The sequence below is a fragment of the Curtobacterium sp. PhB142 genome, from assembly GCF_004341255.1.
GTDB lineage: Bacteria > Actinomycetota > Actinomycetes > Actinomycetales > Microbacteriaceae > Curtobacterium.
Map to the genome: position 1 here is coordinate 16,732 of NZ_SLUT01000013.1, position 25,186 is coordinate 41,917.

Here is a 25,186-nt window from a genome sequence, read left to right on the forward strand (position 1 = left end):
GCCTACCGTTCGCCGTCGGTCGGCTCGGACGCGTCGCTGACGGGTTCGGACCCCTCGGCAGCGGCTGCTGCGGACCCGGCCTCGGCAGCGGCGACCTTGCGGGCCTGCGCCGCCGACTGCCGTGCGACCTTGCGGAGCTTCTTGTCGCTCGTCGCGCGCTCGCCCACGGCGCCCGGGGTCCAGGCCTCGATGTCCTCGTCGGAGAACTCGACCTTGCCCGCGCGGCGCTTCAGGTTCGGCAGGACGGTGCCGTCGGCGAGACGACGGGCCGTGATGAGGAACCCGGTGTGCCCGACCATGCGGTGGTCCGGTCGGACGGCGAGCCCCTCGACGTGCCAGGTGCGCACCAGGGTCTCGCTCGGCATCGGGTCGGTGAAGCGGCCGGTGTCGCGCAGGGCCTCGGCCGTGCGGGACAGCTGGGTGACGGTCGCGACGTAGCAGACGATGAGTCCGCCGGGCACGAGGGCGTCGGCTGCGGCGTCGACGCACTCCCACGGCGCGAGCATGTCGAGGACCACGCGGTCGACACTCTGCTCCTGGACAGCGCCGGGCAGCTCCTCGACCAGGTCGCCGACGGTCACCGACCAGTTGTCCGGGACGGCGCCGAGGAACGTGCCGACGTTGCCCTGTGCGATCGCGGCGAACTCCTCGCGACGCTCGAAGGACTGCAGCTGCCCCGTCGGACCGATCGCCCGCAGCAGGAACAGGGAGAGGGCACCGGAACCGACGCCCGCCTCGACCACCCGGGCGCCCGGGAAGACGTCCGCGAACGCCACGATCTGGGCGGCGTCCTTCGGGTAGACGATGGCGGCACCACGCGGCATCGACATCACGTAGTCGTTGAGCAGCGGACGGAGCGCCAGGTACTCGTCGCCCGTGCTGGCCCGGATCACCGAGCCGTCGGGCTGGCCGATGACGTCGTCGTGCCGGAGGACCCCGCGGTGCGTGTGGTACTCGCCGGCGGTCTCGAGGGACAGCGTCGTGAGCTTGCCCTTCGGGCCGGTGAGCTGCACGCGGTCGCCGGCCCGGAACGGGCCACGCGGCGGCGTGTGGGGTGCGCCACCGGCGGTGTGCGGCAGGGCCGCTGTCGGGTCGTCGGTGTGGCTCATCGGGTGACTCCCTCGGTGTCCGCAGCGTGCGCCGGGTCAGGAGCCGGGCCTCCCGTCACGGCAGCGCGCGCGGCCAGCGCCGGCCCCGTCAACTCGACCAGGCGGTCGACGTCGACACCCGACAGGGTGGTCAGGTGCACGTCACCGCCGGCGATCTCGGACAGCGGGACGACGTGCTCCACGGCGACCGTGACGGCGCCGGAGGCGACGGCCGAGGCGACGCCGGTGGCGGAGTCCTCGATCGCGACGCACGCGGTCGGCTCGACGCCGAGCTGGGCGGCGGCGGAGAGGTAGGCGTCCGGGTACGGCTTCGGACGGTCGACGTCGTCACCGGCCACGACGACGCGGAACCCGCGCTCGCCCAGTGCCTCGGCGGCGACGAGTGCCATCTTGCGACGGGACATCGTCACCAGTGCGGTGGGGATGCCGCGGGCGTGGAGCTCCTCGACGAGCTCGCGGGCACCCGGGCGCCACGGCAGCTCACCCGCGCGCAGGTGCTCCATCACGTAGTCGGTCATCCACTGGATGATCTCCTCGACCTCCATATCGACGCCCTTGGCGCGCAGGAGCTCGCCGGAGCGCTCGAGGCCGGAGCCGACCAGGGACAGGCCGTCCTCGTGGGTCCACTCGGCGCCGTAGCGGTTCGTCAGGTCGACCTGGGAGCGCTGCCAGATCGGCTCGGTGTCGATGATCGTGCCGTCCATGTCCCACAGCACGGCTGCGGGCGGGACGAGGGCAGGAGGATGCGCGGTCACGGGCGACGAGTCTACCGGGGCCGTTCCGCTGGGCGCGGACGGGCATGCCCGCGGGCGTCGCCGGGGCCTACAGTGGATGCCTGCATCGTGTCCGGCCGGGTGCCTCGTCGTGCCCGCCCCGCTCCGCTCCACCACCAGGAGGTCCGCTCCGTGCCACAGCACTCCCCCTTCAGCGACGGCCGGTTGCTCGTCGTCGCCTTCGAGGGCTGGAACGACGCCGGCGAAGCCGCGAGCGGACTCGCCCGCCGCATCGTCGAGTCCCTCGGGCTCGACGAGCTGCGCGAGCTCGACGGGGAGCGGTACGTCGACTACCAGTTCAACCGTCCGACCATGGGGTCCGACGAGACCGGCGCCCGCGGGGTGCAGTGGCCCCGCATCGTGCTGCACGGCCCCGGGGCCGAGGGCCGTCCGGTCATCGGCGCCACCGGCTCCCCGACCGACCGCGACGTGTTCGTGCTCGTCGGTCCGGAGCCCTCGCGCACCTGGCGCGGCTTCTGCGCCGAGATCATCGACCTCGCCGACGTGTACTCGATCGACGCCGTCGTCTTCGTCGGCGCGATGCTGGCCGACGTCCCGCACACCCGGCCGATCTCCGTCTTCGTGTCGAGCGAGAACGCCGGCGTCCGCACCGCGTTCGACGTCGACAAGTCCTCGTACGAGGGTCCGACCGGCATCCTCGGCGTCCTGGCCGACGCGATGGACAAGGCCGGGCTGACCACGCTGTCGCTCTGGGCTTCGGTCCCGCACTACGTGCACAACTCGCCGTCACCCAAGGCCACGCTCTCGCTGCTCGACAAGATCGAGGAGCTCACCGACGTCACCGTGCCCCGTGGCACCCTGCTCGACGACGCCACCGAGTGGGAGGACGGGATCGACGCCCTCGCCGCCGACGACGAGGACATGGCCTCGTACATCGGGCAGCTCGAGCAGGCCCGCGACACCGTCGACTCCCCCGAGGCCTCGGGCGACGCGATCGCGCAGGAGTTCGAGCAGTACCTGCGGCGCCGCGAGCACAAGGACGGCAAGGACGGCGGCACCGCCGGTGGCGAGGGGCCCTGGCGTCCCCCGCAGCCGCCCCAGCAGTAGCCGACACCCCGCTCGGTTCCGCCGAGAGGTCGCGGACTGTCGGCTGCCGCCAGCCTCGGCGACAGTTCGTGACCTGTCGCCGGCACGCACGTGACGCGTTGCGACCGCACGGCGGACGGGAGGCACGGGGGGGGTCCGCCACGGGCCTCCCGTCCGGGGGTCGCGAACGGTCACGGCACCCCGCTCACCTCCGCCGGGTGGTCGCGAACTGTCGGTTGCCGCCCGCCAAGGCGACAGTTCCTGACCGACCGGCGGCCCGCACACGACGTGTCGTGACCTGTCGAGGCGGGCCGACAGCCGGCTCGCCAGCCCCTCCCGAGCTCAGGCCAGACGGATGCCGAGCAGCGCGTCGATCAGGTCGGCGAGCTCCGGCGTGCACGCCGTGCCCCCGGCGATCGCAGTGTCGACCGCGGCGACCGCACCCGGCGTGTCGAGGTCGTCGGAGACCCGCGCCCGGATCCGGGACGCCACGTCGGCCGCGTCGTCGGCGTGCCCTGCAGACGCACCCGATGCCCAGGCGTCCCAGGTCGCGAGGCGCGTCGTGGCACTCGTGAGCTCGGCGTCGAACCACTCCCAGTCGTCGGAGTACTTGTGCGACAGCAGCGCGAGCCGGATCGCGCGGGGGTCCGCACCGTCGTCGAGCAGCCCCCGCACGGTGACGAGGTTGCCGAGCGACTTCGAGATCTTCGTGCCCTGGTAGGCGATCATCCCGGTGTGCACGAACGCGTGTGCCAGGGGCTGGTGCGCCAGGGCCGCTGCGTGTCCCGCGCTCATCTCGTGGTGCGGGAAGACGAGGTCACTGCCGCCGCCCTGCACGCTGATCGGCAGGCCGAGGCGGTCGCCGGCGATGACGCTGCACTCGATGTGCCAGCCGGGCCGGCCGGGGCCGATCTCGGAGTCCCAGCTCGGCTCACCGTCGCGGGCCGCACGCCAGACCAGCGGGTCGAGCGGGTCGCGCTTGCCGGGTCGCTCCGGGTCGCCGCCGCGCTCGGCAGCGAGCGTGAGCATGGTCTCGCGGTCCAGGCCGCTCTCGTCGCCGAGCGACCACGCGTCGGTGGGGTGGTTCACGTCGAAGTACAGGTCCTCGCCCTCGGCGTCCGGGGTGGGGACCTCGTAGGCGGAGCCGGTCTCCTGCAGGAACGCGACGGCCTCGGCGACGCGGTCGACCTCGTCGGTGACGGCCACGAAGTCGTCGGGCGGCAGGATCCGCAGCGACTCCATGTCGCGACGGAACAGGTCGATCTGCGACGCGGCGAGCTCGCGCCAGTCGACGCCGTCGCGGGTGGCGCGCTCGAGCAGCGGGTCGTCGACGTCGGTGACGTTCTGCGCGTACTCGACGTCGAGGCCGGCGTCGCGCCACGCGCGGCCGAGCGTGTCGAACGCCAGGTAGGTCGCCGCGTGCCCGAGGTGGGTGGCGTCGTACGGGGTGATCCCGCAGACGTACAGCGCAGCGCGCTCGTCGCCCTGCGTCGGGTCGACCGGCTTGCCGGTGGCGGTGTCGTGCACGACGGGCCGCGGCGCTGCGCCGGGGACGTCGGGGACGGACGGGGCCTGCCAGGCCCTCACGGCTGGATCACTCCGAGCGACAACAACACGATGAGAACGATACCGAGTGCGATGCGGTACACGACGAACGGCATGAAGCTGCGCTTGCTGATGTAGTTCATGAACGCCGCGATCACCACGAACCCGACGACGAACGCCACCACCGTCGCGATGAGCGTGTCGGCGAGTCCGAACGGCGCTCCGTGGTCACCGAGGCTCGTCGCGGCCTCGTAGAGCCCGGACAGGAACACCGCGGGGACGGCCAGCAGGAACGCGAACCGCGCCGCGGCCGGTCGCGTGTAGCCGAGCGCGAGCCCCATCGACACGGTCGCGCCGGAGCGGGAGACCCCGGGGACGAGTGCGAGCACCTGCGCGAGCCCGATCAGGATGCCGCCACCGAAAGTCATGTGCTCGATCCGACGCTCCTTGCGGCCGACGACGTCGAGCACACCGAGCACGATGCCGAAGACGATGAGCACGATCGCGACGATCCAGAGCGAGCGGAACGTGGTCTCGATGGAGTCCTTCAGCAGGAGCCCGGCGATGCCGATCGGGATGGTGCCGAGGATCACGAGCCACCCGAGACGCACGTCGGGGTCGCCCTTCGGGACGTCGCGCCGGAACACGGAACGGAACCACCGCCCGATGATCCGGGTGATGTCCTTCCAGAAGTAGATGAGCACCGCGGTCTCGGTGCCGAGCTGCGTCACCGCGGTGAAGGCCGCGCCCGGGTCCTTCGCGTCGGGCAGGAACAGCCCGACGATGCGCAGGTGCGCGCTGGAGGACACCGGCAGGAACTCGGTGAGCCCCTGGACGAAGCCGAGGAAGATCGCCTCGAGGATGTGCACGCACGGGCCTTTCGGGGGAGGTCGGTCAGGACACCGCCACGCAGGCGACCACGAACAATATCAGTACGTGGCCAGGAGGTCCCCGAGAACACGCCGACCGAAGGCCAGCGAGTCGAGCGGCACCCGCTCGTCGACACCGTGGAACATCGCCGGGAAGTCCACCCCGGCGGGCAGCTGCAGCGGCACGAAACCGTACCCGGCGATCCCGAGCGTCGACAGCGCCTTGTTGTCCGTGCCGCCGGACAGCAGGTACGGCAGCACCGGGGCGCCCGGGTCGTGGCGGCCGAGGACGTCGCGGACGGCGTCGACGAGCGGTCCGCCGAAGTCCTGCTCGAGACCGATGTCGCGGAAGGACATCACGACCTCGACCTCGTCGCCGGCGAGCTCCCGCACGCGGGCCAGCACCGTCTCTTCGTCGCCGGGCAGGCAACGGATGTCGACGAGCGCCTCGGCCGTGTCCGGGATCACGTTGTGCTTGTAGCCCGCGGTCAGGACCGTCGGGTTCGTCGTGGTGTGCAGTGCGGCGTGGATGAACCGCGAGGCCGACCCGGTCGCGAGCGCGACCTCGTCCGGGCCTGTCACGGTCGGGTCGACGCCCAGGAACCGAGCGACCTCGGCGACCATCGCGTCCGTCGTCGCCGACAGGCGCACCGGCCACTCCTCGCTGCCGATCCGGGCGACCGCCGCGGCGAGCTTCGTCACGGCGTTGTCGCGGATGACGTGCGAACCGTGCGCAGCCGTGCCGCGGGCGACGAGCTTGATCCACATCAGCGCCTTCTCGCCCGTCTGCAGCAGGTAGGCGCGACGGTCGCCGAGGGTGATCGAGTACCCGCCCACCTCGCTGATGGCGGCACTGGCCCCGGCGAAGACCTCGGGGTGGTGCTCGACGACGTGGTGCGAGCCGAGGACTCCCCCGGCTTCCTCGTCGGCGAAGTACGCGATCACCAAGTCGCGCTCGGGAGCCCCCTGCGCCGCGATGACGTCCGACAGCGACGTGAGCATCATCGCGTCCATGTTCTTCATGTCGACGGCGCCCCGCCCCCACAGCGAGCCGTCCTTGACGACGCCGCCGAAGGGGTCGACCGACCAGTTCGCCGGATCGGCCGGAACGACGTCGAGGTGCCCGTGCACCACGAGAGCCGGCTTGTCACGATCGCGGCCGGGCACCCGCGCGACGACACTGACGCGATCCGGCTCGGACTCGAACAACTGCGGCTCGAGGCCCAGCCCGCGCAACTTGTCCTCGACGTAGTGCGCCGCCTCGGTCTCGCCGCGCGACTTCCCCTCGCCCCAGTTCGTGGTGTCGATGCGGATGAGGTCGCGCGCGATCGCCGCGGTGGCCTCGAGCTCGGTCGCGGTCGGCTCCGGGTTCGTCATGCGACCACGGTATCGGTCCGCACCGACGCGACCCGGCCCCGTGACGCCGCGGGACGCGCCGGGAACCCAGCCCTCTGGACGCGCCCGGGATGCGCGGCCGTGTTCATCGGGCGTTCAGACCCGTGCTAGTGTTTTCTCTCGGCAGGGACGCCGGGGAAACCCGGGGAAATCGCCACACATCCAGTCCGGATGGCGGAATTGGTAGACGCGCTAGCTTGAGGTGCTAGTGCCCGTATTAGGGCGTGGGGGTTCAAGTCCCCCTTCGGACACAGAAACATGCGGTGCCCCCTGACCTTTCGGTCCGGGGGCATTTTCTGTTGCGTCTCCCGGCGAGTGCCGCCATCGCTGCGCTCAGGGCGTCACCGCCTCGGGGTGGCCAGTTCGCTGCGCTCACGGCCAACGCCGGTTCGCTGCGCTCACGGCGGTTCCATGCGTGGGCATGTTCCGACAGCCCACCAGGGGATCGACTCGTGTGCTGTCGGAACATGCACACGCACTGGATGAGTGCGCATCTTCCGACGGAGCACGCGTCGATCGACAAGTGGAGCGTCGGAAGATGCGCACGCGTCCGGCAGCGAGCAAGACAGCACACGCACGGACGGACGGGAGGCGCGGTGCCCGCTGGCACCGCGCCTCCCGTCCGTCAGGTGGTTGCGTCTAGCTCTTCGACGCCTCGACGAAGTTGCGGCGCGGATCCGTCTCCTTGATGAGCGAGGTCGCGTCGCGGCCCGAGACGGCACCGGTGACCCAACCGATGACGATGCGCGCCTTGCGGTTCAGCGTCGGCATCGCGTACACGTGGTACGCGCGGTGGGCGAGCCAGGCGAGCAGGTTCGTCATCTTGATGCCCTTGATGTTCGCGGCACCCTTCGCGACACCGTACGAGGCGACCGTGCCGATCGAGGGGTGGCGGTACTCCTCGAGGGGCTTGCCGGTGATCGTCGCGACGACGTTGTCCGCCGCGACGACGGCCTGGCGGACCGCGTTCTGCGCGTTCGGCGGGTAGAACGCCGGCTGCTTGTCGGCGGTCAGGTCGGGCACCTGTGCGACGTCGCCGAGACCCCAGACACCGGGGACGACCTCGTGCGTGTCCTCGGCCTCGACCTGGAGCTTCGCGTTGGCGGCGAGGTGCCCCTTCGGTCCGCGGGGCAGGTCGGAGGCGTCGAGCAGCGGGTTCGGCTTCACGCCGGCGGTCCAGACGAGCAGCCCGGTCGGGATCTCGTCGCCGTCGGAGAGCTTGACGATGCCACCCTCGGCGCTCGGCATGGTGGTCTTCAAGCGCACGTCGATGCCGCGGGCGCGGAGCGACTCGAGCGTCCACTTGGACAGCTCCGGGCCGACCTCGGGCGCGACACGGTCGAGCGCGTCGATGAGGATCCAGCGGGGCTGCTCCCCCGCGAGCGACGGGTAGGTCTTGATGGCGGCCTGCGAGACGTCGAACAGTTCGCCGATCGCCTCGACGCCGGTGTAGCCACCGCCGACGAAGACGCTGGTCAGCAGACGACGACGCTCGTCCTCGTCACGGGTGGCAGCGGCCTTGGCGATGTTGTCGAGGAGCTTGGCGCGCACGTAGGCGGCCTCTTCCACGCTCTTGAAGCCGACGCCGTACTCCTCGAGTCCTGGGGTCGGGAAGGTGCGGGTGACCGAGCCGAGCGCGACGACGAGCTGGTCGTAGCCGAGCGTGCGGTCGTCGCCACCGGCGGTAGCGATCGAGACGGTCTTGTCCTTCGACGAGATGCCGGTGACCTTGCCCTGGATGACGCGGGTCTTGCGGAGCGCACGGCGCAGCTCGACGGTCACGTCCTTCGGGGCGATGTGGCCGCCGGCGACCTCGGGCAGGAACGGCAGGTACGTGTAGTAGGTGTTCTGGTCCACGAGCGTGATGCGCATGGGCACGGTCGCGGCGTGCTTCTGCAGCTGCTTGACGGTGCTGTAGCCAGCGGAGCCGCCGCCGAGGACGAGGACGTGAGGGATCGAGTCTGCCATTCCTCCGGTCTACCGGATACCGGCCGTCAAGGTCATGAACGCCGCACTTCCTGAGCGAATCAGCGCTCTCGGAGTCGCCACCAAGCGGTCTCGGCGAGGTCGAGGCCCATGTAGACCCCGTGCGCGGTGCGCCGGGACTCGGTCAGCGAGAACCGTCGCAACCGGTACCCACCACCGAACCGGTCGATGATCGCCTCTGGTGAGGACTCCGCGTCGCGCTTGACGTACCAGGTGCGGTCGTCGACGGACTCGATCACGGGCGGACCGCCCGGACCGGACCCGTCACCGGCGCCCGCCGATACGGGAGCGCAGGACGTCGATGCGCTTCTGGATCTGCTCGATGCTCGCCTGTGCCACGGCCGGCCCACCGCTGATGCGACGGAGTTCGGCGTGGATGGAGCCGTGCGGCTCGTTGGAGTGCCGGGACCAGATCGACACGAGTCGCGCGAGCTCGGTCCGCTGCTCCTTGATGGTCATGTACATCGGGCGGTTCTCGGGCTCGGCGGCCTTCGGTTGGCCGTCCTTGACCGCCCGGCCCTTGGACCGCTTCGCCTGGGTCGCCTGGCGCGCCCGGAGCAGGTCGCGCACCTGGTCGGGTTCGAGGAGCCCCGGGATGCCGATGAAGTCGAGTTCCTCGAGCGACCCGACCTCGCCGCCGGTGCCGAACTCGCCGCCGTCGTAGAGGACACGGTCGAACGACGCCTGCGAGTCGAGCGCCTCGAACGGCTGGACCTCGAGCAGGCTTTCGGACGCGCGGTCTTCCTTGTTGGCCTCGGCCACCATCGCGTCTTCGGGGTTGTACATGCCGTCGTCGGCGTCCTTCGGACGGTCGAGGGCGTGGTCGCGTTCGAGCTCGAGCGTCGCCGCCAGTGCCATCAGTCCGGGCACGCTCGGCAGGAACACCGAGGCGGTCTCGCCACGGCGCCGAGCACGCACGAAGCGGCCGATCACCTGGGCGAAGAACAGCGGGGTGCTCGCGCTCGTGGCGTACACGCCGACGCAGAGCCGCGGGACGTCGACGCCCTCGGACACCATGCGCACGGCGACCATCCACCGCGAGGTGTCGTCGGCGAACGCGCTGATCCGGCTGGACCCGGCGGCTTCGTCGGACAGGACGACCGTCGGCCGCTCCCCCGTGATCTGCTGCAGGATCCGGGCGTAGGCGCGGGCCGTGGTGGTGTCCGTCGCGATGACCAGACCGCCGGCGTCGGGCACGCCACGGCGCACCTCGGTCAGGCGCTTGTCGGCGGCGGACAGCACGGCCGGCATCCACTCACCCTCGGGCGACAGGGCGGTGCGCCAGGCCTGTGCGGTGATGTCCTTCGTGACCTGTTCCCCCAGGGAGGCCGACATCTCGTCGCCCATCCGGGTCTTCCAGCGCATCTGGCCGGCGTACGCCATGAACAGCACCGGCCGGACGACGCCGTCCTTGAGCGCACGGCCGTAGCCGTAGTTGTAGTCGGAGATCGAGGTCCGGATGCCCTGCTCGTCGGGGGCGTACTGGACGAACGGGATCGGCGCGGTGTCGGACCGGAACGGCGTGCCGGAGAGCGAGAGCCGTCGGGTGGCAGCGGAGAAGGCTTCCCTGATGCCGTCGCCCCAGGTGAGTGCGTCGCCGCCGTGGTGGACCTCGTCGAGGACGACCAGGGTGCGCCCGCCCTCGGTGATCTTCTTGTGCACCTCGGGGTTCATGCCGACCTGGGCGTACGTGATCGCGACGCCCTGGTAGTGCCGGCCGAACATGCCGTCGCCGTTCTTGAACATCGGGTCGATGCGGATGCCCACACGGTCGGCGGAGTCCGCCCACTGCCGCTTCAGGTGCTCGGTGGGGGCGACGACCACGATGCGGTCGACCGTGCCGCGCGCCAGCAGCTCGGTGGCCAGTCGGAGCGCGAACGTCGTCTTGCCGGCGCCGGGCGTCGCGGCCGTCAGGAAGTCACGCGGCTCGGACTCGAAGTACTTCGTGAGGGCTTCGACCTGCCACGCCCGGAGCTTCGACGCGGTGCCCCACGCGGCTCGGTCCGGGAACGCCGGCGACAGGTGCTGGACGGCCGAGTTGCCGGCTGCCTCGGCCAGGGCGGCCGCGTCGGCTTCGTCCCGTGCCACGGCGTCGGCGTCCGCCGATGACTGCGCGGACACCGCCGACGAAGACGTCGACGACGTGTGGTCGTCCCCCGACTCGGCCCACAGCGTGGCGGGCTGCTGCTGTTCGTACTCCGCTGCGCTCACTGGACCTGATTCTACCGCCACCGTCAGTCCTGCCTGGCGTGCGGGACGTGGCCGTCGGGGGTCCGGCGGACCAGGGATGCCGGTCGCAGCACGCCTGCGCCGAAGCGCGCGGCGACCGCGTCGACCGTGGTCTCGGTCTCGCGCCACGGCGCGTCGTCGTCCCAGAGCGCGTTGCTCGCGGCGGCCGGCACGAGGTTCTCGCCGCGGACCCCGATGAGCCGGATCCGGTTGCCCGGTCGGTGCAGCACGTCGTACAGCTCGACGGCTTCGCGGTGCAGCCGCTTGGCGACGTCGGTGGGCTCGGCGAGGGTGCGCGACCGGGTGAGCGTGGTGAAGTCGGTGTAGCGGACCTTGAGCGCGACGGTGCGGGCCTGCACGTCGGCGTGGCGCAGGCGGACGGCGACCTTGTCGGCGAGGCGCAGGAGCTCGCGCGCGACGTCGTCCCGCTCGGTCAGGTCGTGACCGAAGGTGACCTCGTGCCCGATGGACTTCTCGCCCACGCCGGTGTCGACGACGCGTGGGTCGCGCCCCCAGGACAGGTCGTGCAGGCGCTGGCCACCGGCTGGCCCGAGCGCGGACACGAGTGACCCGAGGGGCGTGTTCGCCAGGTCGCCGACGGTGCGGATGCCGCGGCGCTCGAGGGTCTCCTGCGTCTTGCCACCCACGCCCCACAGCGCCGAGACCGGCTGCGGGTGCAGGAACGCGATGGTGTCGGCCGCGGGCACGACGAGCAGCCCGTCCGGCTTGGACCGGCTCGATGCGAGCTTCGCCACGAACTTGGTCGACGCGGCGCCGACCGAGCAGTGCAGGCCCGTCTCGGCGTGGACCGTGCGCCGGATGGCCCGGCCGATCTCCCACGGCGTGCCGTACAGCCGGAGCGCGCCGGCGACGTCGAGGAACGCTTCGTCGATGCCGAGCCGTTCGACCCGCGGCGTGAACCGGTCGAAGACCGCCATCACCGCGGCGGACTGGTCGCGGTACTTCTCGAAGTGCGGCTCGACGATGATCGCGTTCGGGCAGCGGCGCTTCGCGATGGCCATCGGCATGGCGGAGTTCACGCCGTACCGACGGGCTTCGTAGGTGGCAGCGGTGACCACGGAGCGGTCGGAGTCGTGGCCGACGATGACCGGCAGACCCACCAGGTCGGGTCGGTCGAGCAGTTCGACGGACGCGAAGAAGGCGTCCATGTCGACGTGCAGCACGGTCGCCGAGACGTCGTCCACCGGTGCGTCGGAGACGAGCCGGTTGCTTCCGTCCTGCTTGCTCACACCGAGATGATGCCAGGGACCACCGACATCGCCGGGCTCACCGTGCGCCGGGGGCCGCCGAACGCGTGGCTGTCTCGCCGAGCACGGTCGCCCGGTGCCGGTCGGCCAGCAGCGCGAGCGCCTCGTCGATGCGGCCCAGCGCGTGCGCCGCGACCTCGACGGTCTGCTGGTCCGGACCACCCGCCGCCGCGCCCACCGCCGTGTCGAGCTGGTCGCCGACCCGCGCCCAGACCGGCGCCGGCGCGGCGGACCGGGGCCCGGCCACGATGCCGTCGGCCAGGTCCGCGATCGACGCGGCGAGGCGGTGGGCGGCACCGACCAGGGCGGCGGGCGGGTCCTGCGGGGGCGAGCCGAGCCTCCCGGCCGCCTCGCGCGCGAACGTCGCCGCCGCCTGCAGGGACGTCCGGGTCCTGGCGTCCGCGCGGGCGGGTCCGCCCGTCGGGAACCGCACCATCGGGCGCAGGACGGCGTCCAGTTGGTAGGTGGCCGCGTCGACGGCGCGCGATCGTGCGCGCAGGTCGGGTGCGGCGGCATCGGTGGCCGTGTCGGCGGACCGGGAGGCCCGGCTCGCGCCCGCACCGTCGGTCGCGTCCGCCTCGGCGTCCGCATCGACCCCGACCAGCGCGAGCACGAACGCCCGGACCGCGGTCAGCTGCCGGCGCACGGCCCGTCGGATGACGGCCCGGGTGGCGATCGGGAGGACGACGGCGCTCACGAGCACGGCGACCGCGGCGCCGAGCAGGTTCTCGGCGAGGCGGATCGGGATGAGCGAGTCGGTGAAGCTGCCGGAGAACGCGTACACCTGGCACAGGACGACGACCAGGCACGCGACCCAGACCGAGTAGACGCCGCCGAAGCCGTACGTGCCGACCGCGAGCAGGACGCAGACGAGCACGAGCGTGAACCAGGGGTGCGCCGTGCCGACGACGTGCACGAGGACCATGCCCACGGCGCCGCCGACGACCGTGCCGACGGCGCGGTGCAGGCCCTTGCGGACCCGCTCGTGCGTGGTGTTCGTGCCGGCGAGGACGATCATCACGCCGATCACGCCCCAGTAGAACCGCGGGCCGTCGAGCAGCAGCGCGAGGGGCTCGACGATCGCGACGGCGATCGCGGCGTGCACCGCGGTGCGCAGCGAGACGGAGAGTCGCCATCGGCGCCAGGGGCCGTCGGCGACGGTGTCGGCGAGCACCGGCACGGCCCCGGCCGGGCGGCCGCCAGCGAGGACGACGGGCGTGACGAAGGGCGCTGCCAGCGCGACGCCGTCGCCGCGGTGCGGCAGTTCGTCGCGGAGCTCGCGCCACCGCAGCCCGGCGCTCTGCAGGTCGGTGAACTCGGCGGCCATCCGACGGACGACGGCCGTCGTGCGCGAGCCGGGGTCGCCGGCTGACGCCGTGATGCCGTAGCGGGCGAGCAGCGTCTGCGCGGCGTCCTCGCCGTGCCCGCCGCCGTGGCGCAGGACGATCGTGACGGCACGGAGCGCGGCGTGCCGGACGTCCGACGGCGCGCCGTGCTCGACGAGGGCGCCGGCCCCACGCCCGAGCTCGTCGACCGCGAAGTGCGTGTCGAACACGAGCCGGTGGAGCTCCTCGGCCGTGGTGTCGGCGTCCACCCCGCTCGCGGCGAGCATCCCGTCGACCGTCAACGCGATCTCGTGGTAGCGGTCGCGGCTGCGACGGAGGCGGCGCAGGGTGCGGCGTCGTGCGGCCGGGTCGTCCGCCGCGGCGAGGACGGCGGCAGCGGCCTCGAGCACGGCCGAGCCACGGGCGACGAAACCACGGCGGGTACGCAACAGGGCACGGTGCGCGTCCGGTCGGAGCACCAGGCGGACCAGGACCGTCGCGGCGAGCGAAGCGGCCACGACGAGGCCGAGCGGCACGACACTCGTCTCGGGCAGCGGGAGGAGCAGCCCGCACAGGTACCCGGCGAACCCGACGATCGCGGCGTCGGCGGCCCACGCGCCCCACGCGGCCGCGGCGAACTGCAGGAACAGCAGCACGACGATGAGCACGAGCTCGAGGAGCCGGAACGGCTGCAGGGCGATGCTGCCGGCGAGGGCGACGACGAACGGCACGAGGACGGCTCCCGTGCGGGCAGCCGTCCGGCCGGTGCTCGGGTCGACGATCACGAGGCAGGTGATGAACGCGGGCATCGCGCCGATCATCACGCCCAGGATCGCGGGCAGGCCGAACGCGGTCGCGACGGCGTACCCCACAGCCATGCCGGCGGGCACCGCGACCAGGGTGCGGAGGGCACCGTCGGTCTTCACGAGCCCGGGGTCGAGCGCGAGGACCGCATCGGCGAGTCGCCGGGAGCGGGTCCGTCGACGGGGAGCGGTCCGGTTCGTGGTGTCGGTCCTCGGCACGAGTCGGCCGCCTCCTCTGCGCTCGGGAGGCCAATCGTACCGGATGCTAACTATCCGGCTGTGCGGGCGGCGGCCGCACGGTGCGGCCTTCGGCGCTCGGTGCGAGGTTGATCGCTCGGTGCGGCGCTACAGGGCCGCACGAGGCGAGCAACCTCGCACGGGCTCACAAGTCCCGCACCGTGCGATCGTCGCCCTGGCCCCGAAGCACCGTGCTACCGTCGCCGATCCGTGCCGGGTTGATCGCTCCGTGCGGCGCTACAGGGCTGCACGAGGCGGGCAACCTCGCACGGACTCACGCGCTCTGCACCGTGCGACCGTCGCACCGCACCGCACCGGGCCGGGCGCGCTACCGCTCCAGGCCGCACGCGTCCGCGTCAGGCGGGCGGGCCGAGCACCGACGCCGCGAGCGTGCGCGCCGCCGAGTCCCGCGACGACGGGTGGTACTGGCCGGCCCGGACGTCGCGCGCCAGGCGGGCGAGTTCGCTCGAGGACCGGAACGCCGAGCCCCCGACCACCCGCATGGCCTCGTCCACCACGTGCTGCGCGGTGTCCACCGCCCGCGCCTTCGTGCCGACGAGCAGCGGGAACCACCGGGCGCCGAGGTCGTCCTGTTCGTCCACCGACCGGGCGAGCGCGTCGACCTGCAGGGTGATCGCGTCGACGGCACCGCGCAGGTCCGCGATCGCACGCCGGACGTCCGGGTCCAGCGACCGGAGCGAGCCGTCGGCCGCGACGCGACGTCCGACGCCGGACACCGCCAGCGTGATCGCACGTTCGGCGATCCCGACGTACACCGAAGCGATGAGCAGCTCGAACGCCGCGAAGACCCCGAACACGAGCGGGTCCTGGTTCGGCCCGACCGGCAGCGACCGCACGATGCGGTCGGCGGGGACGTGCACGCCGTGCAGCTTCGTCGTGCGGCTCTGCGTGGCACGCATGCCGAGGGTGTCCCAGTCGTCCAGGTGCTCGACGTCGCCGTCGGACCGGAGCACGAAGCCGTGCACCAGCCGCGGTTCCGGGCCGGAGGTGTCCTTGCCGAACACGCTCAGGACGTCCCACGCCGGTGCGAGCGAGGTGAAGACCTTGGTGCCGGTGAAGCGGTAGCCGCCGTCGCCGTCCGGCTCCGCCGTCGTCGACGAGTCGAACAGGACGGCGTCGTTGCCGGGTTCGCTCACCCCGAACGCCAGCAGGTGGTCGTCCGACGCATGGTCGGTGACGGCCTGGAGGAACGACGCACCTCGCGCAGTCACGGCGCGCGCTGCCTGCACCCACACCTGGTGCATCCCGAGGCCGAGTGCCGTCGCCGGTGCGGCCTGGGCGAGGGTCCGCTGGACACCGACCGTGACGCGGAGGCCGAGACCGGAGCCGCCCTGCGCCACCGGCAACCCGATGCGCAGGTAGCCCGCGGCGCGGAGTTCCTCGAGGTCCTCGGCGCAGAACGCGTTCGCGGCGTCGTACCCGGGGGCGCGTTCGGCGATGCGGGCAAGCAGGTCGTCCGGCACGGTCCAGGCGGCTGCGCCCGTGTTGGCCTTCGTCATGGCACGAGACTATGGTCCGGAGCGTGTCAGATCGTCATCCGTGGTCCAGGTACGTCGCGATCGGTGACTCGTTCACCGAGGGGATCGGCGACCCCGACCCCACCGTCCCCGGGGGCAACCGGGGCTGGGCGGACCGGGTCGCCGAGGTGCTCGCCCACGGGTCCGACGACTTCGCGTACGCCAACCTGGCGATCCGCGGGCGGCTGCTGCAGCAGATCATCGACGAGCAGGTCGAACCGGCGCTCGCGCTCCGTCCGGACCTGGTCACGGTCTCCGCCGGGGGCAACGACATCATCCGGCCGGGCTCCGATCCGGACGAACTCGCCGAGCGGGTGGACGCCATGGTGTCCAGGCTGCGGAGCGACGGCGCCACCGTGGTCCTGTTCACCGGGCCCGACGTCGGCATGACGCCGGTGCTCGGCATGGTGCGCGGCAAGACGGCGATCTACAACGAGAACCTGCACGCGATCGCCCTGAAGCACGGCGCACTGGTGGCGGACATGTGGGCGCTCCGGGTGCTCCGCGACCCGCGCATGTGGGCACCGGACCGGCTGCACCACTCCCCCACGGGGCACGCCACGATCGCCGCCGCGGTGCTCGACGCCCTCGGCGTGCCGCACGGCCTCGAGCCGTTCAACCCCGAACCGCTCGAGGCGCGGCCGTGGCGTGAGGCCCGCGCCGAGGACCTCGGCTGGGCGAAGGAGTACCTGGTGCCGTGGGTCGTCCGGCGCATCAAGCACACCTCGTCGGGCGACGGTGTCTCCGCCAAGCGCCCCGAACTGCAGGACGTCGTCGAGCACAAGTCCGACACCCCGTAGCGGAACGAGGGCCATCCGAGTCCGCACGCCTCCCGACCGCGCCCCACCACGGTCATCGCGCCCCGACTCCCCAGGGCGCGATGACGGCCCGGGGGCGCGAACCGGGTCGTGCACCCTGTGGTCGGCGCAGGTCAGTCGGCGGGCCGGTGCAGCGTGAGCGCGCCGTCGTGCAGCGGTTCGGTCTCCCACGTCGTGCCGACCGTGCCGGCAGCGAGGTCGACGCGGAGCCACAGCAGGTGCGGTGTCTCCACGAAACGGAGCGCGACGAGCACGGTGCCGTCCGGCTGGGTCGCGGCGCTCGCTGCGAGGGCACCCTCGACGGCCCACTCCCCATCGCCGACCGACACCGACGCCGACGCTCCGTCGGCCGACACGGTCAGCCGGATCCCGTGGGTCCCGCGGTCGAAGGCCACGGCGTCGAGCGCCGCACCGGGCAGCACGCGGAGCGCACGACCGGCCACGTGCTCGGGGACCGCGGCGCCACTCACCGCGGGCAGTCCCAGGGAGGTGAGCCGTGCCTCCAGGGCGGTGTCCGCACCCGTGTCGGACGGACGGTCGACGGCGGGAAGCAGGTGTTGCCAGGCCGCGTCGAGGACCGCCTGCATGTCGAGGCTCTGCCCCGTGATCGCGAGGACGACGTCGTGCTCCGGCAGGACGACGCAGAACTGACCGTAGGCGCCGTCGCCGCGGAAGCCGTGGCGGGCCATCCAGAACTGGAAGCCGTAGCCCTGCGACCAGTCCGGGTTCTCCTCGGCCGGGTTCTCGATCTGCTTGCGCGTGGCGGCCGCGACCCAGTCCTCGTCGAGGATCCGCTCGCCGTCCCACAGACCGCGCTGCAGGTACAGCTGCCCGAGCGCGGCGACCGCCGAGGTCGGCGCGTAGCACCCGCTGAAGCCGAGCTCGGCGCCCGTCTCGTCGCGGCGCCAGGCGAGGTCGTCGATGCCGAGCGGGTCGAGCAGACGTGGACGCAGGTAGTCGACCAGCGAACCACCGCTGACCCGCCGGACGATCGCGCCCAGCGTGTACGTGCACGGCTGGTTGTAGGCGAAGACGGTGCCGGGCTCCTCGTCCGGCGGCGTGAGCAGGAAGCCGCGGACGAGGTTCGTCGGCTCGGCGGCGCGTGCTCGGTCGAGTGCTTCTTCGCGGTGCCCGCTCGCCATCGCGAGCAGGTGCCGGACCCGGATGCGGCGGCTGCGTTCGTCCGTGATCTCGTCGTCGAGCTCGGGGAAGTACGACAGTGCGGTCGCGTCGAGTTCGATCAGTCCCTCGCGCACCGCGATGCCGACCGCCGCTGCGGTGAAGCTCTTGCTGAGCGAGTAGAGCAGGTGCACCCGGTCGGCTGCGTACGGCTGCCACCACCCCTCGGCGACGACCTGGCCGTGGCGGAGCAGCATCAGGCTGTGCGGCTCGACACCGGCGGTCGACTCGAGGGCATCGACGAACGCGAGCACACCGCGGGCGTCGATGTCGAGGGCGGAGGGGGTGGTCCGGGGGAACGTCTTCGTCGTCGTCACCCGTCCGACAGTACGGACTCCGGGTGGTGCGCGTCAGCGCACGAGCACCGTCAGCCCTGGAACGGGTTCGTCCAGCGCCACCAGACGCCGGGATCGTCGATCGTCCGCTCGAGCACGAGCGGCACCGTGACCGGGTCGTGGTTCGTCACCGTGAAGCGGACCTTCCCGACCTGCTCGCCCTTCGTCCCGAGGGTGACCTCGTCGAGGTGCGCCTTCGCCCGGACCTTCGTCTTGCCCCAGACCAGGACCTCGGCCGCCTTCGCGGTGACCGCGTCGGCCTCGTCCTGCCAGGGGGTGGAGAACGTGCCGAAGGTCTGGCCGGCGTGGGTCAGGGGCACGACCTGGAAGTTGTCCGCGACCGACCGGAGCAGCCGTTGCACGTCGACGTCGAGCGAGTCGTGGTCGACCCCGCCGAGCATCACGCCGATGACGGTCACGTCGCGGCCGCCTCGCTCGTACGTCGCCGCGAACAGCAGGCAGGCGCCGGCCTCGTCGAGGGTGCCGGTCTTGATGCCCTCGATGCCGTCCAGACCGAGCAGCTTGTTCGAGTTCTCGATCTCGCCGACCGTCGGGATCGTGACGTCCTTGGTGCCGACGATCTCCTTGACCACCGGGTTCGCGAGCGCGAGCTGCCCGAGGTCGACCAGGTCGGTCGCGGTCGAGGTGTTCTGCGGGTCGAGACCGGTCGGCTCGTGGATCGTGGTGTCGTCGAGGTCGTGCTCCTCGAGCCACTTCGTCGCCGCCTGCTCGTACTCGGCGATCGACCCGAACGCCCAGATGGCGAGGGCGCCGGCGTAGTTGTTCGCCGACTTCATGAGCATCACCTGGAACGCCTGGTGCTCGGTGAGCTTCAGGCCGGCGGGCATCGGCGCGACCTCGCCGTTCATCGCCGCGTACTTGGCGTAGAGCGACTCCATCTTCGGCGTGAAGGTGATCGCCGGGCCGGACTCCCCCGCCGCCATCGGCTTCTCGTCGAGGACCACGAGCGCCGTGACGATCTTGGTGATGCTCGCGATCGACCGGGGCTTTGTGTCACCGCTGGTGCGCAGGCTCTCCGGGAAGTCGGTGGCCTCGACCGCGGTGGCGCCGTAGCCCGGGAAGCTCAGCGCCGGCACGCTCGACGTCGGGGCCGAGTACGTGGTGGTCGCGGCGCTCGCCGGACCGAACGGCACGACGGCGGCGGCCACGAGGTAGCCGGCGACGAGCACCAGGACCGCGACGACGGAGATCGTCACGGGCCGCCGGACGGCGGAGCGGGGGCGACGGACGACTCGTGACACGGGAACCGAGCGTACCGGTCGGTGCCTAGACCCTGGCTGCGACCGGCTGCTCGACGGCGGGGGTCGTCGTGGGCGTGTCCGTCGTCGCGCCGGGCTGGGTCGGCCGCGCGAACGTCAGCCGCCGGGACAGGTACGCGAACACCGGACCGAGCGCGTTCATCACGACGACCGACGCCCATGCCGCCCACGCGTTGCCCGGATCGAACCCGAAGCCGCCGAAGCACGTGGCGAAGAAGGACGCGAACCCGAGGAACATGCCGGGCACGAGCCCGAACAGCCGCGTCCGACCCGTGTACATCAGCGCGCAGTTGACGACCAGGATCAGCAGCGCGAGCACGGTGTTCTGCGCGGCCTGCCCCTCGCCGAGCACCGTGCCGAACCGCTGGTCGAGCAGCACGATCACGAGGCCGAAGGCGGACCCGATCGGCATCGCCGCCCAGAGCCGGGTGGCGTGCCGGAGCGTGGGCTTCGCCCCGAGCAGGAACATCCCCGCCCAGCTGATGAAGATCGCCCAGGTGGGCAGGTGCAGCGCGTTGCCGCCGATGAACGCCGTGGTGCCGGCGAGGACCGAGGCGACGATCTCGTGCGGGATCCGTTCACGCATGGGTGAGCTCCTTCGATCGAGTGGTGGGTCCGGTGGTGAGTCGGGTGGTCCTGGTGGTCTCCGCGACGACGCGGCCGCGCTTGACCACGAGGTTCCGGTCGGGGCGGTCGAGCAGGACGCCCGCGGGGTCGGTCGTCGACAGGACGACGAGGTCGGCGGCGGCTCCGGGCCGGATGCCGTGGGTGTCGGAGACCCCGACGACGCGGGCCGCGGACGACGTGGCCATCTCGAGCACGCGCCCGAGGTCGGCCGGGCCGGACAGGTGCCCCACCTGCGCGAGCAGCAACCCGATGTCGAGCAGGTCCGCGTTGCCGAACGGCGTGAACGCGTTGCGGACGTTGTTCGACGAGTAGGCGCTCGTGACGCCGGCGTCCCAGAGCTCGCGCACCGGGACGACCCCTCGGCGGACGTCTCGGTCGTCCGAGCGACCGCCGAGGTGCAGGTCCGTGGCGGGCAGCGGCACCACCGCGACACCCGCTGCTGCGAGTTTCGCGAGCACGGCGCTGCGCGAGACCGGGGGCAGACTGGCGAGCGAGGTCACGTGTCCGAGGGCGACCCGGTCCCGCAGCCCGCGAGCGGCGACACGGTCGGCGATGTGCGCGGCGAGGGCGAACCGCGGGTCGGACGTGTCGTCGGCGAAGTCGGCGTGCAGGTCGGCCGGCACATCGAACTCCTCGGCGAGGTCGAGGACGGTCTCGACGTGCTCGTGGCATGCGGCCAGGGTCGCCTCGTTGTAGGTGCAGCCACCGACCACGTCGGCCCCGGCGGCGAGCGCCTGGCGGAGCAGGGCGAGCGTGCCCGGCGCCTTCGCGATCCCCTCCTGCGGGAACGCGACGATCTGCAGGTCCAGGGCGTCGCGGTACTCGTCGCGCAGGGCGAGGAGTACCTCGACGCCGGTCAGTCCGACGACGGGGTCGACGTCGGGGTGCGCCCGGACGAGTGTCGTGCCGTTGGCGATCGCCTGGTCGAGCAGGGTCCGGGCGCGGTCACGGACGGAGTCGTGGGTGAAGCCGCGTTTGAGCTCCCCCGTCACCGCGATCGCGCCGGCGAGGGTGCCGTCGGGGTTCGGTCGTTCGCGGTCGAGCAGTGCCTTGTCGACGTGCAGGTGGGACTCGATGAGCCCCGGGATCACGACGCGACCGGCACAGTCCACGACGTGCGCCGCCTCGGTCGGCTCGACCTCCGTGCCCGCTTCGGCGACCTCGGTGCCCGCTTCAGCGACCCGGACGATCGTGCCGTCGGCGACGTGGACGTCGACCAGGCGGCCGTCGGTCAGGCGGGCCGTGCGCAGGATCAGGTCCATGGTGGGGTCTTCCTCGGATCGGATGGATCGGACGTGACCCACCCTTCGCCCGCCGTGTTTCCGACTCGGACGCCACGTGTGACGAGCGTGTAAAAGTTGGTCGTACCAATGAACCAAACGGACCAACGGACCCTAGGCTCCTGTCCATGCAGAGAGGCCGCACCCTGAGCGCCGCGACCGCCGCGCACCTGGCCCGCCTGGTGCTCGAGGACCTGGCACCCGGCGACAAGCTCCCGCCGGAACGGACCCTGGCCGAGGACCTCGCCGTGTCCCGCACCACGGTGCGTGAGGCCATGCAGGAGCTCGAGCGCCGCAGACTCGTCTCCCGGACACCCGGCCGTGGCACCGTCGTGCTGCCGCGCTCCGAGGAGGCGACCGCCCTGCTCGAACAGCAGACGGGCGCAGCGCACGGCGACGACCTGGCACGGCGGGCCGAGCACGTCGCCGAGTTCCGCACGGTGGTCGAACCCCGGGTCGCCGGTCTCGCCGCCGTCCGTGCCGGCGAAGCAGACCTGCTCGCCCTCGAACGCATCCTCGCCGCCACGCACGCGGGACTCAGTCCCGAAGAGTCGCTGGCCCAGGACGTCGCCTTCCACGTGCAGGTCGCGCGCACCTCCGGCAACCCGCTGCTGGTGTCCCTGTGCGAGCTCAGCAGCGGGTGGGTGCAGGACGTCCGTGCCCGGTCGCACAGCACCAGCGAAGGTCGCCGCTCGTCGTTCGTCTGGCACGAGCGGATCCTCGACTGCATCCGACGGCACGACGAGGACGGCGCCCGTGACGCGATGACCGCCCACCTCGCCGACGTCGCCCACCTCGTCGAACGGAAGGCCGACCGATGACCACGCACACCCCCGCGATCCCGACCCTGCAGCCCGGCGCCGGCCCGATCCGGTCCGGCCGCTACCTGCCCGTCGACCCGGACACGGTCCTGTGGGGTCGGCTGCCGAACGCCGACGACCGCCCGGTCATCACGATCGCGTCCGGTGAGGACGTCACGATCGACACCGTCAGCCACGAGGGGATCCTGCCCGACCAGGGCAGCGACCCCCGCGCGTACTTCGCGTCGCACGGTGTCGCCGCGGAGCACGTGCTGGACGACGCCGTCGCGATCGCCAGGAGCGGCCACCGGGACCCTGCCACCGACGGTCCGCACGTCGTCTCCGGTCCGATCGCCATCGCGGGCACCGAGCCGGGCGACGTCCTGACCATGACGGTGCTCGAGACGCTGCCGCGGGTGCACTACGGCGTCGTGTCGAACCGGCACGGCCGCGGCGCCCTGCACGGCGAGTACCCGGTCGACGGGACGACGGTCAGCGTCTTCGCCGACGTGGTCGAGACGGCTGCGGGTCAGCGGGGCCGCATCCCCCTGACCGGCGCCCGCGACCGCTTCGCGCACTTCCCGCTCGCCCCCTTCCTCGGGATCATGGGCGTCGCCACCCCCGGCGAGCGGCTGCACTCGGTGCCGCCGGGCCGGCACGGCGGCAACGTCGACGTGAACCTGCTGCAGGTCGGCGCGCAGCTGCACCTGCCGGTCCTGGTCCCCGGGGCGCTCGCGTACGTCGGTGACCCGCACTTCGCGCAGGGGGACGGCGAGGTCGCGCTCACCGCGATGGAGGCGTCGCTCCGCGCGACCGTCCGGTTCGACGTGACGCCCGCCGTCGAGGCCGCGCAGCAGTTCGGCGACCTGGTCTGGCCGCTCGTCGAGACCCACGAGTTCCTCGTGCCGACGGGCATGGACCCGGACCTCGACGAGGCCGTCCGCGCCTGTGTCCGGCACGCGGTCGCGATCCTCGGTGCCCGCTGGGGCATGGAGCCGCACCTGGCGTACGCCTACCTGTCGGCGGCGACGGACTTCAACATCTCGCAGGTGGTCGACCTGGTCACCGGCGCGCACGCCCGCATCCGCAAGGCCGACTTCGAGGAGCCCGCACGATGAGCACGCATGTGACGAGCACGCACGAGACGAGCACCGCGGCACCGGATGGCTTGCTCGACGCGCTCGACGCGTACGAGGCCGCCCTCGCCGCGAACGACCTCGATGCGCTCGACGCCGCATTCGTCGACGCCCCCGGCACGATGCGCGGTGACGACCGCGGCCTGCTCGTCGGGCACGACGCGATCAGCGCGTTCCGCGGGGCACGGGGTGGGGTCCAGGCCCGGTCGCTCACGCGCGTCGAGGTCCGCCCCCTGGCCGAGGGACTCGCCCTCGTCGTGTCGGTGTCCGAGTTCGCGGCGGGCGGGCAGGGCCTCCAGACGCAGCTGTGGCGACGCGACAGCGACAGCAACAGCAACAGCAACAGCGACCACGACGACGCCGGTCCGCGCTGGCGCATCGAGGCAGCCCACGTCACCGGCCGCCCGAAGGCCTTCGACACCACCGTCTGGCGCGCCGTCGGCGACCCGCTCGTCGCCCCCACCGCGTCCGGACCGCTCGACGGGCTCACCGTCGCGGTGAAGGACCTCTACGCCGTCCCCGGCCAGCCCGTCGGTGCCGGCAACCCGACGTCCCTGCGCGAGTCCCCCGTCCAGACGACGCCGGCAGCGGCCGTCGCGGCGCTCCTCGACGCCGGCGCCGCGATCCGCGGCATCGCGCGCACCGACGAGTTCGCCTACAACCTGACGGGACGCAACGAACACCACGGCACCCCGCCCAACGGGGCGGTTCCGACCCGACTGCCAGGAGGCTCGTCCAGCGGATCCGCATCGGCCGTCCGTCTCGGCACGGCCGAGATCGGGATCGGCACGGACACCGCGGGATCGGTGCGGGTCCCCGCCTCGTACCAGGGACTCTGGGGCCTCCGGACGACCCACGGCGCAGTCTCCCGCGACGGGCTGCTCCCCCTCGCGCCGTCGTTCGACACGGTGGGGTGGCTCACCCGGAGCGCCGACGTCCTGCTCGCGGCGCTCGACGCCACGGTGCCGTCGGATCCGGACGCTCCTGCGGAGTCGGAGCTCCTCGTGCCCGCCGAGCTCCTGGACCTCGTCGAGCCGGCCGTCGCCCAGGCCTTCACCGCGTTCGTCGCCGGACAGGGCCACCCGATCGGCACCGTGCAACTCGCCGACCTCGGGATCCCGCCCCTCGACGACCTGCGTGAACTGCTGCGCCTCGTGCAGGCCGCCGAGGCCGTCGCCGCCCACGGTGCCTGGATCGACGCCCACCCCGGCGCCCTGAGCACCGTCGTCGGCGACCGGTTCGCCGCCGCCCGGGCGAACGACCCCGCAGCCACCGCCGACGCCGTCGCGCGACTCGACGGCGTCCGGGCCACGATCCGCACGGCGCTCGCCGACCGGACCCTGCTGTTCCCGACGGTCCCGGGGCCCGCACCGCTCATCGCCGCCGACACCACGGCGCTCGAACGCACCCGGACCGCGACGACGGCGATGACGAGCCTCGCGAGCGTCGGCGGCACACCGGCGGTCAGCGCTCCGGCGCTCACCGTCGACGGAGCCCCCGTCGGCGTGTGCCTGGTCGGCGAACCGGGCACCGACCGTGCCCTGGTGATCCGCGCCGGACGGATGCTGCAGCACTGACGCGAGCCGCGCCTCCCGGTCCGCTCGTCG

20 protein-coding genes and 1 tRNA gene are annotated in these 25,186 nt (G+C 72.4%); 6 read left to right on the forward strand and 15 right to left on the reverse strand.

All coding sequences use genetic code 11. The annotated features are described in order from the left end of the window. Positions 1-2 precede the first annotated feature (2 nt). Positions 3-1,109, reverse strand: coding sequence for a tRNA (adenine-N1)-methyltransferase (locus tag EDF31_RS18490; protein WP_243650148.1), 1,107 nt, complete (start codon positions 1,107-1,109; stop codon positions 3-5). Next, entirely contained in the window at positions 1,106-1,864 is a 759-nt protein-coding gene (locus EDF31_RS18495) for an HAD family phosphatase (protein ID WP_243650149.1), read from the reverse strand. Before EDF31_RS18495 ends, EDF31_RS18490 begins: the two co-directional genes overlap by 4 nt. Before the next feature lie 150 nt (positions 1,865-2,014). Between EDF31_RS18495 and EDF31_RS18500 the strand changes: the two genes are divergently transcribed. Further along, a complete protein-coding gene (locus EDF31_RS18500) occupies positions 2,015-2,950 on the forward strand; it encodes a PAC2 family protein (RefSeq protein WP_123312593.1) in 936 nt (311 codons plus the stop codon). A 321-nt stretch (positions 2,951-3,271) separates the two neighbouring features. Here the strand turns inward: EDF31_RS18500 and mshC are convergent, their stop codons facing one another. The 3 genes from mshC to EDF31_RS18515 are packed head-to-tail and all read right to left on the reverse strand — an operon-like array spanning position 3,272 to position 6,720. After that, positions 3,272-4,516 carry a cysteine--1-D-myo-inosityl 2-amino-2-deoxy-alpha-D-glucopyranoside ligase gene (gene mshC, locus EDF31_RS18505; RefSeq protein ID WP_131847400.1) on the reverse strand — a complete coding sequence of 415 codons (1,245 nt, stop codon included), beginning with the start codon at positions 4,514-4,516 and terminating at the stop codon, positions 3,272-3,274. Continuing rightward, positions 4,513-5,343: an undecaprenyl-diphosphate phosphatase gene (locus tag EDF31_RS18510; RefSeq protein WP_111083996.1), complete on the reverse strand. Its 831-nt coding sequence runs from the start codon at positions 5,341-5,343 to the stop codon at positions 4,513-4,515. Before EDF31_RS18510 ends, mshC begins: the two co-directional genes overlap by 4 nt. Before the next feature lie 60 nt (positions 5,344-5,403). After that, positions 5,404-6,720, reverse strand: a complete 1,317-nt coding sequence (locus EDF31_RS18515) for a M20/M25/M40 family metallo-hydrolase (protein ID WP_131847402.1) — start codon at positions 6,718-6,720, stop codon at positions 5,404-5,406. A 183-nt stretch (positions 6,721-6,903) separates the two neighbouring features. On the opposite strand from EDF31_RS18515, the gene EDF31_RS18520 reads away from it, so the two are divergent. Then, a tRNA-Leu gene (locus EDF31_RS18520) sits at positions 6,904-6,989 on the forward strand. A gap of 388 nt (positions 6,990-7,377) precedes the next feature. Here the strand turns inward: EDF31_RS18520 and EDF31_RS18525 are convergent. From EDF31_RS18525 to EDF31_RS18550, 6 genes are all read right to left on the reverse strand, one after another. Next, positions 7,378-8,706, reverse strand: coding sequence for an FAD-dependent oxidoreductase (locus EDF31_RS18525; protein ID WP_111083993.1), 1,329 nt, complete (start codon positions 8,704-8,706; stop codon positions 7,378-7,380). Between the two features lie 59 nt (positions 8,707-8,765). Then, the gene (locus EDF31_RS18530) at positions 8,766-8,963 is read right to left on the reverse strand and encodes a hypothetical protein (RefSeq protein ID WP_123294394.1); all 198 of its coding nucleotides are present in this window, start codon (positions 8,961-8,963) and stop codon (positions 8,766-8,768) included. A gap of 25 nt (positions 8,964-8,988) precedes the next feature. Further along, positions 8,989-10,782 (reverse strand): DEAD/DEAH box helicase, encoded by a 1,794-nt coding sequence (locus tag EDF31_RS18535; RefSeq protein WP_131847441.1) that lies wholly within the window; start codon positions 10,780-10,782, stop codon positions 8,989-8,991. Positions 10,783-10,958: 176 nt separating this feature from the next. Beyond that, positions 10,959-12,203: a DNA polymerase IV gene (gene dinB, locus EDF31_RS18540; protein ID WP_111083991.1), complete on the reverse strand. Its 1,245-nt coding sequence runs from the start codon at positions 12,201-12,203 to the stop codon at positions 10,959-10,961. Positions 12,204-12,240: 37 nt separating this feature from the next. After that, positions 12,241-14,568, reverse strand: a complete 2,328-nt coding sequence (locus EDF31_RS18545; protein ID WP_131847404.1) for an FUSC family protein — start codon at positions 14,566-14,568, stop codon at positions 12,241-12,243. Between the two features lie 374 nt (positions 14,569-14,942). Beyond that, positions 14,943-16,106 (reverse strand): acyl-CoA dehydrogenase family protein, encoded by a 1,164-nt coding sequence (locus tag EDF31_RS18550; RefSeq protein WP_131847406.1) that lies wholly within the window; start codon positions 16,104-16,106, stop codon positions 14,943-14,945. Between the two features lie 11 nt (positions 16,107-16,117). On the opposite strand from EDF31_RS18550, the gene EDF31_RS18555 reads away from it, so the two are divergent. After that, a complete protein-coding gene (locus EDF31_RS18555; protein ID WP_200849146.1) occupies positions 16,118-16,924 on the forward strand; it encodes an SGNH/GDSL hydrolase family protein in 807 nt (268 codons plus the stop codon). A 131-nt stretch (positions 16,925-17,055) separates the two neighbouring features. Here EDF31_RS18555 and EDF31_RS18560 read toward each other — a convergent pair whose 3' ends face one another. From EDF31_RS18560 to EDF31_RS18575, 4 genes are read right to left on the reverse strand one after another with little or no spacing between them, the layout of a single operon-like run. Next, positions 17,056-18,438, reverse strand: a complete 1,383-nt coding sequence (locus tag EDF31_RS18560; protein WP_131847408.1) for a serine hydrolase — start codon at positions 18,436-18,438, stop codon at positions 17,056-17,058. A 50-nt stretch (positions 18,439-18,488) separates the two neighbouring features. Next, complete coding sequence (locus EDF31_RS18565; protein ID WP_131847410.1) at positions 18,489-19,718, reverse strand: D-alanyl-D-alanine carboxypeptidase; 1,230 nt, start codon at positions 19,716-19,718, stop codon at positions 18,489-18,491. A 25-nt stretch (positions 19,719-19,743) separates the two neighbouring features. Further along, positions 19,744-20,322 (reverse strand): DUF1097 domain-containing protein, encoded by a 579-nt coding sequence (locus EDF31_RS18570; RefSeq protein ID WP_243650150.1) that lies wholly within the window; start codon positions 20,320-20,322, stop codon positions 19,744-19,746. Beyond that, positions 20,315-21,625: an amidohydrolase family protein gene (locus tag EDF31_RS18575; protein WP_131847412.1), complete on the reverse strand. Its 1,311-nt coding sequence runs from the start codon at positions 21,623-21,625 to the stop codon at positions 20,315-20,317. The genes EDF31_RS18570 and EDF31_RS18575 overlap by 8 nt, the downstream gene beginning before the upstream one ends. 146 nt (positions 21,626-21,771) lie before the next feature. Here EDF31_RS18575 and EDF31_RS18580 point away from each other — a divergent pair, with 146 nt between their 5' ends. Genes EDF31_RS18580 through EDF31_RS18590 form a run of 3 tightly spaced genes read left to right on the forward strand, consistent with a single transcriptional unit; the run spans position 21,772 to position 25,156 of the window. Then, entirely contained in the window at positions 21,772-22,464 is a 693-nt protein-coding gene (locus EDF31_RS18580) for a FadR/GntR family transcriptional regulator (protein ID WP_123294389.1), read from the forward strand. Further along, positions 22,461-23,561, forward strand: a complete 1,101-nt coding sequence (locus tag EDF31_RS18585; RefSeq protein WP_131847413.1) for an acetamidase/formamidase family protein — start codon at positions 22,461-22,463, stop codon at positions 23,559-23,561. Before EDF31_RS18580 ends, EDF31_RS18585 begins: the two co-directional genes overlap by 4 nt. Then, entirely contained in the window at positions 23,558-25,156 is a 1,599-nt protein-coding gene (locus EDF31_RS18590; protein WP_131847415.1) for an AtzH-like domain-containing protein, read from the forward strand. The genes EDF31_RS18585 and EDF31_RS18590 overlap by 4 nt, the downstream gene beginning before the upstream one ends. Positions 25,157-25,186 lie beyond the last annotated feature (30 nt).

Bases quoted from the DNA above. Each gene is read 5' to 3' on its own strand.
- EDF31_RS18490 (WP_243650148.1), bottom strand. From the start codon at position 1,109: ATGAGCCACACCGACGACCCGACAGCGGCCCTGCCGCACACCGCCGGT.
- EDF31_RS18515 (WP_131847402.1), bottom strand. From the start codon at position 6,720: ATGACGAACCCGGAGCCGACCGCGACCGAGCTCGAGGCCACCGCGGCG.
- EDF31_RS18525 (WP_111083993.1), bottom strand. From the start codon at position 8,706: ATGGCAGACTCGATCCCTCACGTCCTCGTCCTCGGCGGCGGCTCCGCT.
- EDF31_RS18550 (WP_131847406.1), bottom strand. From the start codon at position 16,106: ATGACGAAGGCCAACACGGGCGCAGCCGCCTGGACCGTGCCGGACGAC.
- EDF31_RS18555 (WP_200849146.1), top strand. From the start codon at position 16,118: ATGGTCCGGAGCGTGTCAGATCGTCATCCGTGGTCCAGGTACGTCGCG.
- EDF31_RS18570 (WP_243650150.1), bottom strand. From the start codon at position 20,322: ATGCGTGAACGGATCCCGCACGAGATCGTCGCCTCGGTCCTCGCCGGC.
- EDF31_RS18575 (WP_131847412.1), bottom strand. From the start codon at position 21,625: ATGGACCTGATCCTGCGCACGGCCCGCCTGACCGACGGCCGCCTGGTC.
- EDF31_RS18580 (WP_123294389.1), top strand. From the start codon at position 21,772: ATGCAGAGAGGCCGCACCCTGAGCGCCGCGACCGCCGCGCACCTGGCC.
- EDF31_RS18585 (WP_131847413.1), top strand. From the start codon at position 22,461: ATGACCACGCACACCCCCGCGATCCCGACCCTGCAGCCCGGCGCCGGC.
- EDF31_RS18590 (WP_131847415.1), top strand. From the start codon at position 23,558: ATGAGCACGCATGTGACGAGCACGCACGAGACGAGCACCGCGGCACCG.